We start from the raw sequence: 17,821 nt of genomic DNA, 5'->3' as shown, positions 1-17,821 counted from the left end.
TACTAAGAAAATTTACCTTTGTTAGGAAGGGGATTACTTATTTGCGCAGAAATATATTTTATGCAATTTGGGAGATTTAAATCTGGTTGAAAGCTCTGAAAAAGCTTGAAGTCTGGGGGATACAAAATATGGTGGATAACCGAGTGAATTTTGCAACCTTGGTCGAACTGTTGCAGACCCGAGCACAAAGCTTTGGCGACCGGGATGCATTTGCATTTTTAGCAGACGACGGAGAAGCGCGCATCACATATGCCGAACTGGATCGCAAGGCACGGGCCGTTGGCTCAGTCTTGCAGTCCTTAGGGGCGGAAGGCGAGCGCGCCTTGCTCCTGTACCAGCCAGGGCTGGAGTATATCATCGCCTTTTTTGGCTGCCTGTACGCCGGGGTGTTCGCCATCCCGGCCTACCCGCCGCGCCAAAACGGCAACTTGGATCGCCTGCAGGCGATCGTTAAAGATTCGGAAGCCAAATATGCGCTGACCTCCTCGGCGATCTTAGTTGGCGTGGAAAAACGTTTCGGAGATGCGGAGAGCCTGAGCGATCTGGCTTGGGTGAACACCGATGACGTGACCGACGCGGCGGCAGAGTCGTGGAAGCAGCCGAAGATCGACAAGGATACGCTGGCCTTCCTGCAGTATACATCCGGCTCGACGTCGGCGCCGAAAGGGGTCATGCTGACACATGGCAACCTGCTGGCCAACCTCGAGCTGATCAAGAGCAGCTTTGGAACGTCGGAGCAAGACCGCTGTGTGATCTGGCTGCCTCCGTACCATGACATGGGCTTGATCGGCGGGATCTTGCAGCCGCTGTACGCCGGGTTCTTCACCACCTTGATGGCGCCGGTGGCGTTTGTGCAGCGTCCGCTGCGCTGGCTGCAGGAGATCTCCCGCACCGGAGCTTCTGTCTCGGGCGGTCCGAACTTCGCCTATGAGCTGTGCCTCGACAAGATCACGCCGGAGCAGCGCGATCTCCTGGACCTCTCGAACTGGTCGGTGGCGTTTACCGGTGCCGAGCCGATTCGCAAAGAGACCTTGGATCGATTTGCCGAGTATTTTGCTCCTTGCGGTTTTAAGAAAGAAGCGTTTTATCCTTGCTATGGCCTCGCGGAAGGCACGCTGTTCGTCACCGGGGGCAAGAAAGAGGAACTGCCGATCTCGAACATCTTTGACGGCGAGCAGTTGGAACAAAACCGCGCGATCGTCGTCACTGAACCGCTCGAAGGCACCCGCACTTTAGTTTCCTCGGGACGTTCCCCGCAAGCGCAGCAGGTGAGAGTTATCGATGTCGAAACGTTCACCGTCTGCGGCGAAGAGCAGGTCGGCGAAGTCTGGGTCTCCGGCCCGTCGATCGCTCAAGGCTACTGGAACCGCCCGGAGCAGACGCAGGAGACGTTTGGCGCGATGATCGAAGAGACCGGCGAAGGCCCGTTCCTGCGCACCGGTGACCTCGGGTTCCTCAAAGACGGCGAACTGTACGTGACCGGCCGGATGAAAGACCTGATCATCATCCGCGGGCGCAACCACTACCCGCAGGACATCGAGTTTACGGTGCAGGAGTGCCACCCGGCGATCGCCACCGGCAACCTGGCCGCGTTTTCCGTCGTGATCGAAGAGGAAGAGCGTCTCGTGATCACCGCCGAAGTCGAGCGCTCGATGCGCCGCTCCAACCTTGACGAAGTGGTTGCCACAGTAAGGCAGGCGGTGGCAGAGGCGCACGAACTGCAAGTGTACGGCATCGTGCTCCTGAAACCGGCGAGCATCCCCAAGACCTCGTCGGGCAAGATTCAGCGCCACGCCTGCAAAGACCGCTTCCAAAACGGCGGGCTGGAAGTGCTGAAGTCGGATGTGCTGGACCGCACCGGCCCGGCAGCAGACGGGGAAGAAGCGGCCGATGTGCAACTGAGCCGCGCCGAGCTGCTCGCAGCCGATACGGACGCGCGCGGCGCACTGCTTGAGCAATACCTGCTGGCCCGTGCGGCCGAAGCGTTGAAAGTGTCGCAGGCGTCCGTCGGACGCGACAGGCCGCTGGGGTCGCTGGGCATGGACTCGCTGACGGCGGTGGAGCTGAAGCATGAGATCGAAGAAAGCCTCGGCGTCGAACTGCCGCTGGCGGTGCTGCTGGAAGGCCCAAGCGTCGCAACTTTGACGCAGGATGTGCTGAAGGAGCTGGACGAAACGTCCGAAGCGCCGGCAGTGATCAAGCCGATGGAGCCGGGCAGCTATCCGCTGTCCCACGGGCAGCGCGCCTTGTTCTTCCTGCAGCAGCTGAACCCGAACAGCACGGCGTATCACATCGCCAGCGCGGTGAAGATCGGTACCGGTCTCGATGTGGAGAAACTGTGCGCGGCGATCGCTGAACTCGGACTGCGTCATCCGCTCTTGCGCACCACGTTTGCGTACAACGGCGGTGAACCGCTGCAAGTCGTGCATGCCGCTCTGGATGTGCCGGTGACGCTTGCCGACTCGGCCGCATGGAGCGACGAGCAGGTGCAGTACGACATGTCGGCGAGCGTAAATCAAACGTTCGATCTGGAACAAGGGCCGTTGCTGCGCGTCACGCTTTATCCGCGTGCAGGCGGCGAACATGTGATGCTGCTCACGATGCACCACATCATCGTCGACTTCTGGTCGCTTGGCGTGATCGTGCAAGATCTGTCCGCGCTGTACGGCGGGCAGGAGCTCTCGGCGGCGGGAACTGCGTATGCCGATTTTGCCGGCTGGCAGTCGGAGCTGCTGTCCGGCAAGGCCGGGGCGGCTGGCCTCGACTATTGGCAGCAGGAACTGGCAGGCGAACTGCCGGTGCTGAACCTGCCGACCGATGTGCCGCGCCCGACCGCACAATCGCATCACGGCGCCACGCTCTCCCGCAAGCTGAACGCCTCCTTGACTGCGAAAGTCAAGCGGTTGGCGCAGGCGCAAGGCACGACCGTGTTCACCACGCTGCTCGCCGCCTACCAAGTGCTCTTGCACCGCTACAGCGGTCAGGACGACATTCTTGTTGGCACCCCGACCGCCGGGCGCGGCAAAGCGAAATATGCGAGCACCGTCGGCTATTTTGTCAATCCGGTTGTCGTGCGCGGCGATCTGTCGGCCAACCCGACTTTCGTAGAGTTCCTGCAAGCGGCGACGCAAAAAGTGCGCGGGGCGCTGGCGCATCAGGATTACCCGTTCCCGCTCTTGGTGGAAAAACTGGCTCCGAAGCGCGACCAGAGCTACTCGCCGATCTTCCAGGCGATGTTCGTTTTGCAGAAATCGCATCTCGATACGGACGGCCTGACCGGATTTGCCTTGAACGAATCGGGCGCAGAGATGCTGCTCGGCGACCTGCCGCTGCAATCGTGGGCGCTGGAACGCCGCGCGGCGCAATTTGATGTGACGCTGATGATGGCGGAAGTGAACGGAGAGTTCCTCGCTTCCTTCGAATATGACCTTGGGCTGTTTACATCCGCTACGATCGAGCGCATGGCCGCTCACTATGAAATCCTGCTGGAGTCGCTGGTCGACAACCCGGCGCTCACTGTCGGCGAGGTATCCCCGCTGCCGGTCGCAGAGCGGGAACGCCTGCTGACGGAGTGGAACGCTACCGAAGTTGATTTTGGCTCCGAAGCGGCTTTGCATCAGCTGTTTGAAGCGCAGGCAGCCCGCACTCCTGATGCGGTGGCGGTGGTGTTTGCAAATCGTCAGCTCACCTACCGCGAGCTGAACGAGCAGGCCAACCGCCTCGCACACCGTTTGCAAAAATCGGGTGTGGGCGCTGACGTGTTGGTCGGGATCTGCATGGAGCGCTCGCCGGAGATGGTCGTGTCGCTGCTGGCGACGCTGAAGGCGGGCGGGGCGTATGTGCCGCTCGACCCGAGCTATCCGCAGGAGCGTCTTGGCTTTATTTTGGAAGACGCCCAGCCGCCGGTGCTGTTGACACAAGCGCACCTGCAAGAGCTGCTGCCTGCTTATGCGGGAGAGCTGCTGCTGGTCGACTCCGAAGATATTTCCGGGGAAATAGCGGAAAATCCGACAGTTTCCGTCACGTCTGACAACCTGGCGTACGTAATCTTTACATCAGGTTCCACCGGTCGCCCGAAAGGCGCGATGCTGCCGCACCGCGCGATCTGCAACCACATGCTGTGGATGCTCCGCGAGTTTGGCATCGGCGAGACCGACCGCGTTTTGCAAAAGACGCCGTTTGGCTTCGACGCATCGGTGTGGGAATTCTGGGCGCCGCTGCTGGCGGGCGGTCAGCTGATCATGGCCAAACCGGGCGGTCATGGAGACCCGGTGTATCTGGCCGACGCGGTGAAAGCGCACGGCGTGACGCTGCTGCAGCTAGTGCCGTCTCTGCTGACGGTGCTCTTGAAAGGCAAACTGCTGAACGGCGCTGACACTTTGCGCCATGTGTTCGCCGGCGGGGAAGTGCTGTCGCCGCATGATGCGACCGACTTCACCTACGAATTGCCAAACGCCCAACTGGTCAACCTGTACGGCCCGACCGAAGCTTGCATCGACACCACCTCGTGGCGCGTGGTCTTTGATCCGCACGCGAATCCGGACGAAGAAGAATGGGTGCAGCAAAGCGAGTTCTGGCGTTATCCGATCCCGATCGGTCGCCCGATCGCCAATGCCCAAGTCTACATCTTGGACGCACATCTCAACCCGGTGCCGACTGCGGTCGCCGGCGAGCTGCACATCGGCGGCGCAGGTCTGGCGCGCGGCTATGTCGGGCGTCCGGATCTGACGCAGGAGAAGTTTATCGACAGCCCGTACGGCCGTCTGTACAAGACGGGCGACTTGGCGCGCTGGCTGCCCGATGGCACGCTCGACTTCCTTGGCCGCATCGATGATCAGGTGAAAGTCCGCGGCTTCCGCATCGAGCTTGGCGAGATCGAATCGGTGCTGTTGCGCCATGATGGGGTGCAGGAAGCGGTTGTCATCGCGCGTGAAGACGCGCCGGGCGATCAGCGCCTCGTCGCGTATGTAGTGCCGCAAGGGGAACTGACTTCTTCTGATCTGCGCGACTTCGCGCAAAGTATTTTGCCAGACTACATGGTGCCGTCCGCATATGTGCTGCTCGAAGCTTATCCGCTGCTGCCAAATGGCAAAGTGAACCGGCGCGCTCTGCCGCGTCCGGAAGCTGCGCAAGGCGGGGAGTATGTGGCGCCGCGCAATCATACCGAATCGACGCTGGCGATGATCTTCTCCGACTTGCTGCACGTTCCGCAAGTTGGCATCACCGACAACTTCTTTGACCTCGGCGGGCATTCGCTGTTGGCGATTCAAGCGGTCGCGCAGATCTCCGCACAGCTCGACGTGCAGCTCGACCTGCGCACTTTGTTCGAGCAGCCGACCGTTGAACGCCTCGCCCAGACGCTGGATCGCATGGAGCGCAAAGCTCTGCCGCCGATCAAAAAGGCGGATCGCAACGGCCAACTGCCGCTGTCGTTTGCGCAAGAGCGCCTGTGGTTCTTTGAAGAGCTGCAGAGCGGCACGGCCGCGTACAACATTCCGGGCGGTCTGCGCATGAAGGGCTATCTCGACATCGCGGCGCTGGAGGAAAGCTTGAATCTGATCTTGACCCGCCATGAAGCGCTGCGCACCTCGTTTGCCACAGTAGACGGCCAGCCGCAGCAAATCATCGCCGACAAAGTGCAGGTGCCGTTTGCGGTGATCGATCTGCAAGGCCTGCCGGAAGCGGATCGCGAAGGCGAAGCGGTGCGCATCATGAACGAAGAAGCGCGCAAGCCGTTTACGCTCTCCGAAGTGCCGCTGATCCGCGCCAACCTTTTGCGGATGGGCAGTGAAGACCACATTCTGCTGCTCACCTTGCACCACATCGTGGCGGACGGCTGGTCGCTTGGGATCTTGATGCGCCACCTGACCTGGTTCTACGTGGCGATCACCCAAGGCAACATGCTTCCTGACTTCGAACTGCCGACCCAATACGCCGACTTTGCCCAGTGGCAAAAAGGCCTTGGCAGCGTGATCGAAGGGCAGATGGGCTACTGGAAAAAGCAGCTCGGCGGCGAGTTGACCGTCCTGCAGCTGCCGACCGACAAGCCGCGTCCGGCGCTGAAAACGTACAACGGCGCATCCCGCGCCTTGACGCTGAACAAACTCCTTAGCGAAGCGGTCAACGTGCTGGCCCAGCGCAACGGTGTCACCTTGTACATGACCTTGCTCGCGGCGTTCCAAACGATGCTCTACCGCTACACCGGGCAGGATGACATCCTCGTCGGCTCTCCGTCGGCAGGCCGCAGCCGGATGGAAGTGGCCGATCTGATCGGCTTCTTCGTCAACACGCTGGTCATGCGCACCAACCTGAACGACGGCGACCTGACCTTCCAAGAGCTGCTCCTGCGCGTGCGCGACACGTCGCTCGACGCGTTCGCCAACCAAGACGTGCCGTTTGAGATGCTGCTCGACGAGCTGCAGCCGGAGCGGAACATGAGCCAGACGCCGCTGTTCCAAGTGATGTTCGCGCTACAAAACGCGCCGTTTGACCTGCACATGCCGGGCTTGGAAACGGAGCTGCTCGAAGGCGACAGCGCAACCGCCAAGTTCGACCTGACCCTGCAGGCGACCGAGACGGGACGCGGGATCGAGCTCAAGCTGGAATACAACACCGACCTGTACGAAGCGGCGACGATCGACCGCATGCTCGGCCACTACGCCACCCTGCTCCAAGCGGCGGTGACTGCGCCGGAGCAAAAGCTGAACGCAATGCCTCTGCTCACCGAGCCGGAACTCTATCAGCAGCTGGTCGAATGGACCGAAACGGCTGCCGACTACCCGAGCGACGCCACCTTGCACAGCCTGTTCGAAGCTTGGGCGGCTGAGCAGCCGGACACGATGGCGGTCGCATACGGTGACCGCAAGCTGACCTACGCCGAACTGAACGCCCGCGCCAACCAACTGGCGCACAGGCTGCAACAGCAAGGCGTCGGCCCGGACGCATTCGTCGGCATCTGCCTCGAACGCTCGCCGGAATTGCTCATCGCGATCTTCGGCACGCTGAAAGCCGGCGGCGCCTATGTGCCGCTCGACCCGGCGCACCCGAAAGAGCGCCTGCGCTTCATCCTCGAAGACGCCAAGCCGTCCGTCCTGCTCACCCAGGCGACGCTGCAAGAGATTTTTGAAGGCACAAACGTTGCGACCCTGCTGCTCGACAGCACCGGGGAATCTTTTGCCAACGAAAGCACGGCCAACCCGCCGCATGCCGTGACGCCGGATCACCTGAGCTACATGCTCTACACCTCCGGCACGACCGGCCTGCCCAAAGGGGCGCTGCTGCAGCATCGCGGCGTCGTCAACATGCTGCACGATTACATCACCCGCAAAAAAGTGGAGCCGGGCGTGCCGTTTGCGCTCTGGGCGAACTACGGATTCGACCTGTCCGTGCTGGAGATGTTCACCTGCTTCATGGAAGGCGGGGCCCTGCACATCATGCCGGATGAGTTCAGAAGCGACAGCCTCGCGTATTTCCACTGGCTGGAGGAGCATGGCATCCAATGCGGCTTCATCGCGCCGTTTATGGTCAAAGACTTCATCCAGTGGCTCGATGAGCAGCCGCGCAAGATCGCTCTGCAGCGCATCCTGATCGGCGTGGAATCGGTGCCGGAGCTTTTGGTGGCAGAACTGGCGAAACGCCTGCCGGAGATGTTTATCATCAACGGCTACGGCCCGACCGAAGCATCGATCTGCGCGACGTTGTATTCGTTTGATCCAGAGCGCGTGGAAGAGCGCAACCTGCCGATCGGCACAGCGGTGCAGAATACGGAACTGTATATCTTCGATCCGCATCGCCAACTGGTGCCAGTCGGTGTGGCCGGCGAACTGTATGTCGGCGGCACCGGTCTGGCCCGCGGCTACCTGAACCGTCCGGAGCTGAACGAAGAACGATTTGTCCCGCATCCGTTCAAAGCGGGCGAGCGTCTCTACCGCACAGGCGACGTGGTGCGCTACCTGCCGGACGGCAACATCGAGTACGTCTCGCGCATCGACCATCAGGTGAAAGTGCGCGGCTACCGCATCGAGCTTGGCGAGATCGAAGCGGTGCTGACCCAGCATCCGAAAGTGCTGCAGACGGTCGTCCTCGCCTGCGAAGACGGCGGTGACAAATACCTCGCCGCCTACATCGTGCCGCAGGGCGACGAAGTGCCGACCTCGGCGGAACTGCGCGGCGACTTGAAAGACAAACTGCCGATCTACATGATCCCAAGCGCGTTTGTCATCCTCGATGCGATCCCGCTGACCACGAACGGCAAAGTGGACCGCAAAGCGCTGCCGGAGCCGGTGATGACGCGCACGGTGGAATATGTCGCTCCGCGCACTCCGGCGGAAGAGAAGATGGCCGAGATCTGGGCGGCTGTGCTCGGCGTTGAAAAAGTTGGCGTGCATGACAACTTCTTCGACCTCGGCGGCCATTCGCTGCTCGCAACACAGCTCGTCACCCGCGTCCGCACCGCCTTCTCGGTGGAGCTGCCGGTGCGCTCCCTGTTCGAAGTGGCAACGATCGCCGAACTGTCCGCGATGGTGGAAACCCTGCAGCAAAAAGCGGAGACTGCGCCTAAGCAGCCGGCGATGAAGAAGCTGAACCGAGAACGCAGAAAACTGTAGCCTAAAAAGGAGATGTTTCGTTTGACTGATACTCAGAAGGAACTTCTGGTAAAGGAGGAGGGGGTGTATCTTTTCCCTCTCTCCTATGCCCAGCAGCGGCTGTGGTTTCTCGACCAGTTCATGCCAGGAAACCCGGCGTATAACATCTCAACGGCAGTCAGACTTCATGGAACTTTGCACAGGGACGCGCTGCTGCAGGCGCTGCGCGAGATCGCAGCACGGCATGAGACGCTGGTCACCTCGTTTCGCGAGGTGGACGGCGCGCCGATGCAGGTGATCGATCCCAGCGTCACGCTCGATCTGCCTAGTATCGACCTCAGCGTTTACGGTGCGGATGAGCAAGGGGCGCAAGTGGCAGCCAGAATCGCCGAACAAGCGCAGGAGCCGTTTGATCTGCGGAGTGCCCCGCTCCTGCGGCTCAGCCTGCTCAAGCTGTCCGCAGCGGAGCATGTGCTGCTGCTGACGATGCATCACATCATCTCCGACGGCTGGTCGATGAACGTTTTGATCCACGAGCTGTCCCTGCTCTACAACTCCGCCATCTCCGGGGAAGCGGCCGTGCTGCCGGAGCTCGCCATCCAGTATGCCGATTTTGGCGACTGGCAGCGCGAGTACCTCGACAGCGGGGTGCTGACCGAACAGCTCGGCTACTGGCGGGAAAAGCTCAGCGGCAAACTGCCGGTGCTGCAGCTGCCGACCGACCGCAAACGCCCTCTCGTGCAGTCCCATCGCGGGGCGATGGAGACGTTCCTCGTGCCGGCGGAACTCGCCGACCAACTGCGCGCCTTGAGCCAGCGCGAAGGCGTCTCGCTGTTCATGACGCTGCTCGCCGCATACAAGACGCTGCTCTTCCGCTACACCGGACAGACCGACCAGCTCGTCGGCACGCCGATCGCCGGACGCACGCGTGAGGAGATCGAGCCTTTGATCGGCTTTTTCGTCAACACGCTGGTCATGCGCACAGAGCTCTCGGGAAGCACCAGCTTCCGCGAGCTGCTGCAGGCGGTCAAAGACACGGCGTTTGAAGCGTACGCCCATCAGGACGTGCCGTTTGAAAAGCTGGTCGAAGAGCTGGCCCCGGAGCGCAACCTCAGCCACACGCCGCTGTTCCAGGTGATGTTTAACCTGCAGAACGCTTCGGTGGAAGGGCTGTCCCTGAGCGGGCTGACCCTGGAAGCGATCGATGCGGACACCGGCACGGCGAGCTTTGACCTGACGCTTGGCATGACCGAAGGCAAAGCGGGCATCACCGGCCGCTTCGAATACAGCACCGATCTGTTCGACCGCGCGACGATCACGCGCATGGTCACCCATTTCCTGACCCTGCTCGAAGCGGCGGCAGGCAGTCCTGACACGGAACTTGGCGCTTTGCCGCTGCTGACAGCAGAGGAGCGGACGCTGGTCGTTGAGACGTACAACAGCAAGCGGATCGAAGTACCTGTCGAACTGTGCATGCATCAGCTGTTCGAGCGGCAAGCGGAACGGACGCCCGACGCGGTGGCGGTGGAGTATCTCGACGAGAAGCTCACCTACGCCGAACTGAACGCGCGGGCCAACCGATTGGCGCATTATCTGCAAGAGCAAGGCATCGGGCCGGAAAAGCTGGTCGGCTTGTGCATCAACCGCTCGCTCGAACTCGTCGTCGGTCTGCTCGGCATCCAAAAGGCGGGCGGCGCGTTCCTGCCGCTCGACCCGGAGTATCCGCCGGAGCGCCTGCGCTACCTGCTCGAAGACGCGGGGGTAAAAGTGCTGCTGACCGAATCGCAGCTGCTGCCGCAACTGCCGGAGCACAGCGCACATACGGTGTGCTTTGACACCGACGCGGAACAAATCAATGCGTACAGCGCACAGAACTGCAAGAGCGGCGTGCGTCCGGATAACCTCGCCTATGTGATTTACACGTCCGGTTCGACCGGAGCGCCAAAAGGGGCGATGCTGGAACACCGCAACGGGGTCTCGCATCATTTTGGTGTGATCGACCGCTATAACGTGAAGGCGAGCGACCGCGTCGTGCAGTTCACCTCGATCTCGTTTGACGTGACGGTCGAAGAAATCTTCCCGACGCTGGCCGCCGGGGCGACGGTGGTGCTGCGCCCGAACAAGAAGCTGATGGCGAGCGACGAGTTTCTCGCCTGGCTGACCGAGCAGCAGATTACCAAGTTCAATCCGCCGACCGCCTACATGCATGCGTTCCTGCAGGACCTGGCGGAGCAGAAGCTGACTTTGCCGCCGACCTTGCGCCTGCTGATCGCAGGCGGCGAGCGCGCGATGCCGTCGATGGTCCGCGCCTGGCGCGAAGTGTCGACCGGGCACAACAATCTGTACAACGGCTACGGCCCGACCGAAACCACCGTCACGGCGACCGTGTACAACGAAGAGCTGCCCGATGACGACATTCCGATCGGCCGCCCCGTTGCCAACACGCAGTCGTATGTGCTCGATGACCGCCTGCAGCCGGTGCCGATCGGCGTTCCCGGCGAGCTGTACATCGGCGGAGACAACGTCGGGCGCGGCTACCTCGGGCGTCCGGAACTGACCGCCGAGCGCTATTTGCCCAATCCGTTCCGGCCGGGCGAGCGCATCTACAAGACGGGTGACATCGTCCGCTTCCGGGCGGACGGCAACCTGCTGTTCCTCGGCCGCAGCGACGGCCAGGTCAAGATCCGCGGCTACCGCATCGAGCTTGGCGAAGTGGAAAATGTGCTGTGCGAAGTGCCGGGTGTGCGCGAAGGGGTCGTCATCGACCGCGAAGACTCGCCGGGACAGAAATACCTCGCCGCCTATGTCACGCTCAGCGATGCCGATCTGACCGCATCCGACCTGCGCAAAGGGCTGGCCGAACGCCTGCCCGACTATATGATTCCGTCTGTGTTTGTCGTGCTTGATGCCCTGCCGATGACGCCAAACGGCAAAGTCAACCGCCAAGCGCTGCCGATGCCGGACAGCGGCCGCCCGGAGCTTGGCACCGCCTACATCGCGCCGAAGACGGAGCTGGAAGTGGCGCTCGCCGACATCTGGCAGGAAGTGCTTGGTGTCAGCCGCGTCGGCGTGCATGACAACTTCTTTGAACTCGGCGGCGGGTCGCTCCTGATCCTGCAAGTGCACCGCAAGCTGAAAGAGCGCCTGGGGCTGGAAACATCGGTCGTGCAGCTGTTCCAATACCCGACGGTCGGCGCCTTGGCCAAATTTTTGGGAGATGCGGGCGATGAGACTTCGGTCAGACTTGGGCAGGACCGGGCAGACCGCCGCAAAGATTTAAAATCGCGCCGCGCTGCCAGGACGAAGAATCGAAGAGACTAGGGAGGCTTTTGCAATATGAGTCATCAAGACTTTTCTGACCGCGTCGATGAGATTGCGGTCGTCGGCCTCGCCGGACGCTACCCGGATTCGAACAACCTCGACGAATTCTGGGAGCACTTGCGCCAAGGCCATGAGTTGATCTCGTTTTTCACCGATGAAGAGCTGATCGCAGCCGGACATGATCCGGCGGTGATCGGCGACCCGAACTACGTGAAGGCAGCAGCATTGTTGAAAGATATCGACCAGTTTGACGCCGGCTTCTTCGGCTTCAACCCGCGCGAGGCGGAGATTCTCGACCCGAACCACCGCTTCTTCCTCGAAGCGTGCTGGGAAGCGCTGGAGAACTCCGGCTGCAACCCGGACACCTATCCCGGCGCGATCTCCGTCTACGGCGGTCAGGCGATGAACCGCTACCTGCTGCTCAACCTTCTGCCCAACCGCGCTGCGGTCGCCAACGTCGGCGAACTGCAGGTGATGATGGGCAACGAGAAGGACTTCCTGACCACCCGCGTCTCTTACAAGCTGAACTTGAAAGGCGCGAGCGTCAACGTCCAGACCGCCTGCTCCACGTCGCTGGTCGCCGTGCATATGGCGACACAGGCGCTGCTCAACGGCGAGTGTGACATGGCGCTGGCCGGGGGCGTGTCGGTGATCCATCCGAAGACAGGCTATATGTACACCAAAGGCAGCGTGATGTCGCCCGACGGCCACTGCCGCGCGTTTGATGAAGAAGCGCAAGGCAGCACGCAAGGCTCCGGCGTTGGCGTTGTCGTCTTGAAGCGGATCGAAGATGCGATCGCCGACGGCGACACGATCTACGCGGTGATCAAAGGCTCGGCTGTCAACAACGACGGCGAGCAAAAAGTCGGCTACACCGCACCGAGCATCAACGGGCAGTCGGCGGCGATCTCCGAAGCGCTGGCGATCGCCGACATCGAGGCGGACACGATCTCGTATGTCGAGACGCACGGCACGGCGACGGAGCTTGGCGACCCGATCGAAGTGGCCGCCTTGACTCAGGTCTACCGCGATGCGACCGAGGAAGCGAAATTCTGCGCTCTCGGCTCGGTCAAAACGAACGTCGGCCACACCGACGCTGCGGCGGGCGTGACCGGCCTGATCAAAACGATCTACCAGCTCAAGCACAAAGAACTGGTGCCGAGCCTGCATTTCAACAAGCCCAACCCGAAGTTTGACGACTGGGATAACGGTCCGTTTTATGTGAGCACCGAGCTGAAAGCATGGGAGGCGGGCGATACGCCGCGCCGTGCCGGGGTCTCGTCCTTTGGCATCGGCGGCACCAACGCGCACATCGTGCTCGAAGAGTTCCCGGAGCGCACGAGCGGCCCGACCAAGCGCCAAAGCCAACTGGTGATCCTCTCGGCGAAAAGCGAGCGCTCCTTGGAACTGATGACCGACAATCTGGCCGGCCATTTGCAAAAACACACCGAGCTGTCGTTTGCCGATGTGGCGCACACCTTGCAAGTCGGGCGCAAAGCGTTTAGCCACCGCCGGGCCCTCGTGGCGGAAAGTGCAGCCGATGCGGCGAAGGCGCTGGAAACGCGCGACCCGAAGCGTCTGCTCACCGCGCAAAACGATGTGGAGAACCGCTCGGTCGCCTTCCTCTTCCCAGGCGTCGGCGACCAATATGTAAACATGGTCAAAGAGCTCTATGAAACGGAACCGGTGTTCCAAGAGCAGTTGGATGCCTGCTTCGACACTTTGCAGCCGCTCGTCGGCCGCGATCTGCGCGACGTGCTGTTCCCGGCGGGTGCGGCAGCAGCAACTGCTCCGCAGACGCAAGGGATCGACCTGCGCAAGATGCTCCGCCGCGACACCGCCGCGCCAGACGCGCAGTCGCAGGAGCTGACCAAGACCGAATACCTGCACCCGACGGTGTTTGCTGTCGAGTATGCGCTGGCCCAGCTCCTGATCGAGTGGGGCATCACCCCGTCGTCCCTGATCGGCTACTCGCTGGGCGAATATGTGGCGGCAACCGTCGCCGGCGTCTTCTCGCTCGACGATGCGTTGCAACTCGTCGCCAAGCGCGCGCAACTGATCTCCGGGCTGCCGGGCGGCGCGATGCTCGCCGTGCCGCTGTCGGCCGAAAAAGTGACTCCGCTGCTCGGCGCGGAACTGCAGATCGCCACGATCAACACGCCGGAACACCTCGTTGTATCCGGCACATCGGAAGCGGTCGCAGCGCTGGAGCAAACCTTGCAGGCGCAAGGGGTCTCCTCGATCCGCGTCGCATCGACACACGCCTTCCATTCCAAGATGATGGAGCCGATCGTCGACGAGTTTAAAGAATTGATCGCATCATTCAATCCGCAAGCGCCGGAGATTCCGTTTATCTCCAACGTGACCGGCACGTGGATCACCGAGCAAGAAGCGGTCGATCCGGCTTACTGGGCGAAACATCTCTGCCAGACGGTGCGCTTTGCAGAAGGCATCGCCGAACTGGCGCAGGATGACTCTCTCGCGTTGATCGAAGTCGGGCCGGGCACCACCTTGTCCTCGTTCGCCCTGCAGGCAAAAAGCGGCCTGACCGTGCTGCCGTCGATCCGCGCTTCCTACGATGGTCAGTCGGATACGGCGTTCCTCTTGAACACGGTGGCCAACCTGTGGCTGTCCGGCGTCGAAGTCGATTTTGCCAAGCGCAATGAGCACGAAGACCGCCTGCGCGTTCCGCTCCCGACCTACGGCTGGGATCGCCAGCGCTATTGGATCGACGGTTCGGCTGCTACGGTGGCCGCTCCGACCGCTGTGATCGAAGCAGCTCCGCAGGCAGCAGCTGTGCCGCCGGTGGAAGAGCGCTTCTACACCCCGGTCTGGAAGCAGGCACTGCCGCTGACCGCTGAAGCGGCGGCAGGAGAGACGCAACGCCTGCTGGTGCTCGGCGACGACTCGTCGTTCACCGCCGGGCTGATCTCCCGTCTGCAAGGGGCAGGTCATCAGGTGCAGAGCGCTGCAACGCTCGCTGAGTTTGAGCACCTGCTCGATACGGAAGGGCTTCCGGCGCACATCGTGCACCTGTGGAGTTTGACCGCAGCCGAGATGACGTTTGACGCAGCGCAGCAAAGCGGACTCTTCTCGCTCTTGAGCATTGCGAAAAAGCTGGCTCAGTTGGAACTGGCTGAAAAAGTTGAACTGTCGGTGATCACCAACGGCCTCTTCCAAGTGGAAAGCCGCGACGAAACCGTCCCGGCCAAAGCGACGCTGCTTGCGCCGCTGCGCGTTCTGCCGCAAGAGGTGCCAAACACCGCGACCCGCGCGTTTGACATCCTGCTCCCGGCAGCGGGCTCGAAAGCGGAAGCGCGCCTGCTCGATGCGCTAACTGTCGACCTGACCCGCCAGCCGGATGTGCGTTTGACCGCCTATCGCGGTGCACAGCGTTGGACGCAGGCGTATGCGGGAGTGGCGCTTGAGCACAAGCCGCGCCTGCGCGAAGGCGGCGTCTACCTGCTGACCGGCCTGGGGCTGCTCGGCAACTCCATCGCTCAAGGAGTCGCCGCCACGCCAGGCGTCAAGCTCGCCATCGTGACACGCTCCGGCGCAGCCGGCCGTGAAGAAGCGGTGCAGGCGCTGCAGGCCAAAGGCGCGGACGTGCTGCTGCTGCAGGCGGATGTCGCCGATGCTGCCGCGATGAAGCGGGCGGTGGCCGAGACCATCGCCAAGTGGGGCACGCTCAATGGCGTCCTGCATGCTGCAGCCTCCGCCGACTCGGATACGATCAGCGTGATCGCCGATACGACAGACGCGGACATCGAGGCGCACTTCCAAGGCCGCGTGTACGGTCTGCACGCGCTGCAAGCGGCGCTGGAAGGCACCGCTCCCGACTTCGTGTTTACCGCCTCGACGCTGGCGGCGGTGCTCGGCGGATGGGGCTTTGTCGGCCCGGCTGCCGGACATCTGTACATGGATGCCCTGGTCGCCGAGATCAACCGGGAAAGCGATACGCCGTGGATCACCCTCGGCTTCGACCGTCTGGAGGAAGCGGAAGTGGCGATCGCCCTGCACCGCGCCTTGTCGGTCGAACCGGTGCTTCAACTGGTGCTTTCCAACCAAGACCTCAATGCCAGCATTGAGAAGTTTATCAACCAAGGCGGCGCTCCGGCTGCAGCCACTAGGGCGGCAGCAGGCAACGGCGCGCGCCACCCGCGTCCGAATTTGAAAAATGCGTACGTCGAGCCCGGCAATGAGCTGGAAGAGATGATCGCGGAGATTTTGCAAGACCTGCTTGGGATTGAGCAGATCGGCATCCACGACAACTTCTTCCAGCTCGGCGGCAACTCGCTGCTCGGCACGCAAGTGGTGTCGCGTCTGCGCACGACCTTCCAGGTCGACCTGCCCCTGCGCGTGCTGTTCGAAGCCAACACGGTCGCCGACATGGCGGTTGTCATTGAAGACATCATGATCGCCGAACTCGAAGCGATGAGCGACGAAGAGATCGCCAGCCTGCAAGAACAAAACTAACCCAACCAACCAAACTAACGGTCAATTTCAGGAGGTACTACACACATGGAAACCAACAAAGCTAAAATCCGCCAATTTCTCTCCCGCCACTTCAAGAGCCAAGAACTGAAAGACGATGACGATATCTTTGCCCTCGGCTTTGTCAACTCGCTGTTTGCGATGCAGATGGTCATGTTTGTAGAAGGCGAATTCGGCATCCGCGTCGAGAACGAAGACCTCGACCTCGACAACTTCCGCACCGTCGATGCCATCGCAGCGCTTGTAGAAAAGAAAGCAGCCTAACCCAGGCTGTCTTCGTAAAGGAGGAGACTCATGGAAGCGACGCAAAAGACGAAGAAGAAGGACGACAAAAAGACGATCAAGTGCGTGGTCTGGGACCTCGACAACACCGTCTGGGACGGCGTTCTGCTCGAAGACGAGCATGTCATTTTGAAAGGCGAAGTGGTCGACATCATCAAGGAGCTCGACGAACGCGGCATCCTGCAGTCGGTCGCCTCGAAGAACAACCATGAGGACGCCATGCGCAAGCTCGAAGAGTTCGGCATCGCCGACTATTTCCTCTATCCGCAGATCAACTGGAACTCGAAAGCATCGTCGATAGAACAGATCGCCAAGCTGATCAACATCGGCATCGACACGTTTGCCTTTGTCGACGACCAGCCGTTTGAGCGCGAGGAAGTGGCGTTCAGCCATCCGCAGGTGTTGTGCCTCGATGCGCTGAACCTCGACGGCATGCTCGATCTCGACGTGATGATCCCGCGCTTTATCACCGACGACTCCAAACAGCGCCGCAAGATGTACATGGCTGACATCGAGCGCAAGCGTGTGGAAGAAGACTTTGTCGGCCCGACCGATGAGTTTCTGGCCTCGCTCGACATGACCTTTACGATCGGGCCGGCCACGGTGGAAGACTTGAAGCGCGCCGAAGAACTGACCCAGCGCACCAACCAGCTGAACACCACCGGCTACACGTACAACTACGATGAGCTCGATGAGTTCCGCAAATCGGATAACCATCTGCTCTTGATCGCCGGCCTCAACGACAAGTACGGCACCTACGGCAAAATCGGCCTCGCGCTCGTCGAGACGGGCGAAGAGGTCTGGAAGATCAAGCTGCTCCTGCTCTCCTGCCGCGTCATGTCGCGCGGCGTTGGCTCGATTTTGATCAACCACATCCTGCAGTCGGCCAAAGCGGCTGGCAAGCGTTTGCAGGCAGAGTTTTTGCAAACGGACCGCAACCGCATGATGTACATCACGTACAAGTTTGCCGACTTCAAAGAAGTAGAGAAACACGGGGATCTGATCGTGTTCGAAAACGACCTGACCCGCATACAACCGTTCCCGGAATACGTGAACGTACAGATTGGCTAAATTGGCGAGGAACGAAGATCAGAACATTCCCCGTGAGCGGACGCTTGCGGGGGCTTCGTTCCTTTTCC

General features: G+C 61.3%; 5 protein-coding genes. All 5 read left to right on the top strand.

Translation table 11 applies throughout. The features are described 5' to 3' along the window. The first annotated feature begins 128 nt into the window (after positions 1-128). The 5 genes from CBW65_RS23325 (at position 129) to CBW65_RS23305 (ending at position 17,753) form a co-directional block, all read left to right on the top strand. Complete coding sequence (locus CBW65_RS23325; RefSeq protein ID WP_087458948.1) at positions 129-8,606, top strand: non-ribosomal peptide synthetase; 8,478 nt, start codon at positions 129-131, stop codon at positions 8,604-8,606. Positions 8,607-8,669: 63 nt separating this feature from the next. Further along, the gene (locus tag CBW65_RS23320; RefSeq protein WP_198299704.1) at positions 8,670-11,906 is read left to right on the top strand and encodes a non-ribosomal peptide synthetase; all 3,237 of its coding nucleotides are present in this window, start codon (positions 8,670-8,672) and stop codon (positions 11,904-11,906) included. A 15-nt stretch (positions 11,907-11,921) separates the two neighbouring features. Then, positions 11,922-16,382 (top strand): type I polyketide synthase, encoded by a 4,461-nt coding sequence (locus CBW65_RS23315; RefSeq protein WP_087458946.1) that lies wholly within the window; start codon positions 11,922-11,924, stop codon positions 16,380-16,382. A gap of 45 nt (positions 16,383-16,427) precedes the next feature. Continuing rightward, positions 16,428-16,664 carry an acyl carrier protein gene (locus CBW65_RS23310; RefSeq protein ID WP_087458945.1) on the top strand — a complete coding sequence of 79 codons (237 nt, stop codon included), beginning with the start codon at positions 16,428-16,430 and terminating at the stop codon, positions 16,662-16,664. A 30-nt stretch (positions 16,665-16,694) separates the two neighbouring features. After that, positions 16,695-17,753 carry an HAD-IIIC family phosphatase gene (locus CBW65_RS23305; protein WP_087458944.1) on the top strand — a complete coding sequence of 353 codons (1,059 nt, stop codon included), beginning with the start codon at positions 16,695-16,697 and terminating at the stop codon, positions 17,751-17,753. Positions 17,754-17,821: the final 68 nt, after the last annotated feature.

Origin of the sequence: Tumebacillus avium (assembly GCF_002162355.1) — a bacterium.
Lineage (GTDB): Bacteria > Bacillota > Bacilli > Tumebacillales > Tumebacillaceae > Tumebacillus_A > Tumebacillus_A avium.
Note: the sequence above shows the minus strand (reverse complement) of the source record. Positions and strands in the feature narration are given on the sequence as shown.

Excerpts from the sequence above, each read along its gene's own strand:
- CBW65_RS23325 (WP_087458948.1), top strand. The coding sequence starts at position 129 with ATGGTGGATAACCGAGTGAATTTTGCAACCTTGGTCGAACTGTTGCAG.
- CBW65_RS23315 (WP_087458946.1), top strand. The coding sequence starts at position 11,922 with ATGAGTCATCAAGACTTTTCTGACCGCGTCGATGAGATTGCGGTCGTC.
- CBW65_RS23310 (WP_087458945.1), top strand. The coding sequence starts at position 16,428 with ATGGAAACCAACAAAGCTAAAATCCGCCAATTTCTCTCCCGCCACTTC.
- CBW65_RS23305 (WP_087458944.1), top strand. The coding sequence starts at position 16,695 with ATGGAAGCGACGCAAAAGACGAAGAAGAAGGACGACAAAAAGACGATC.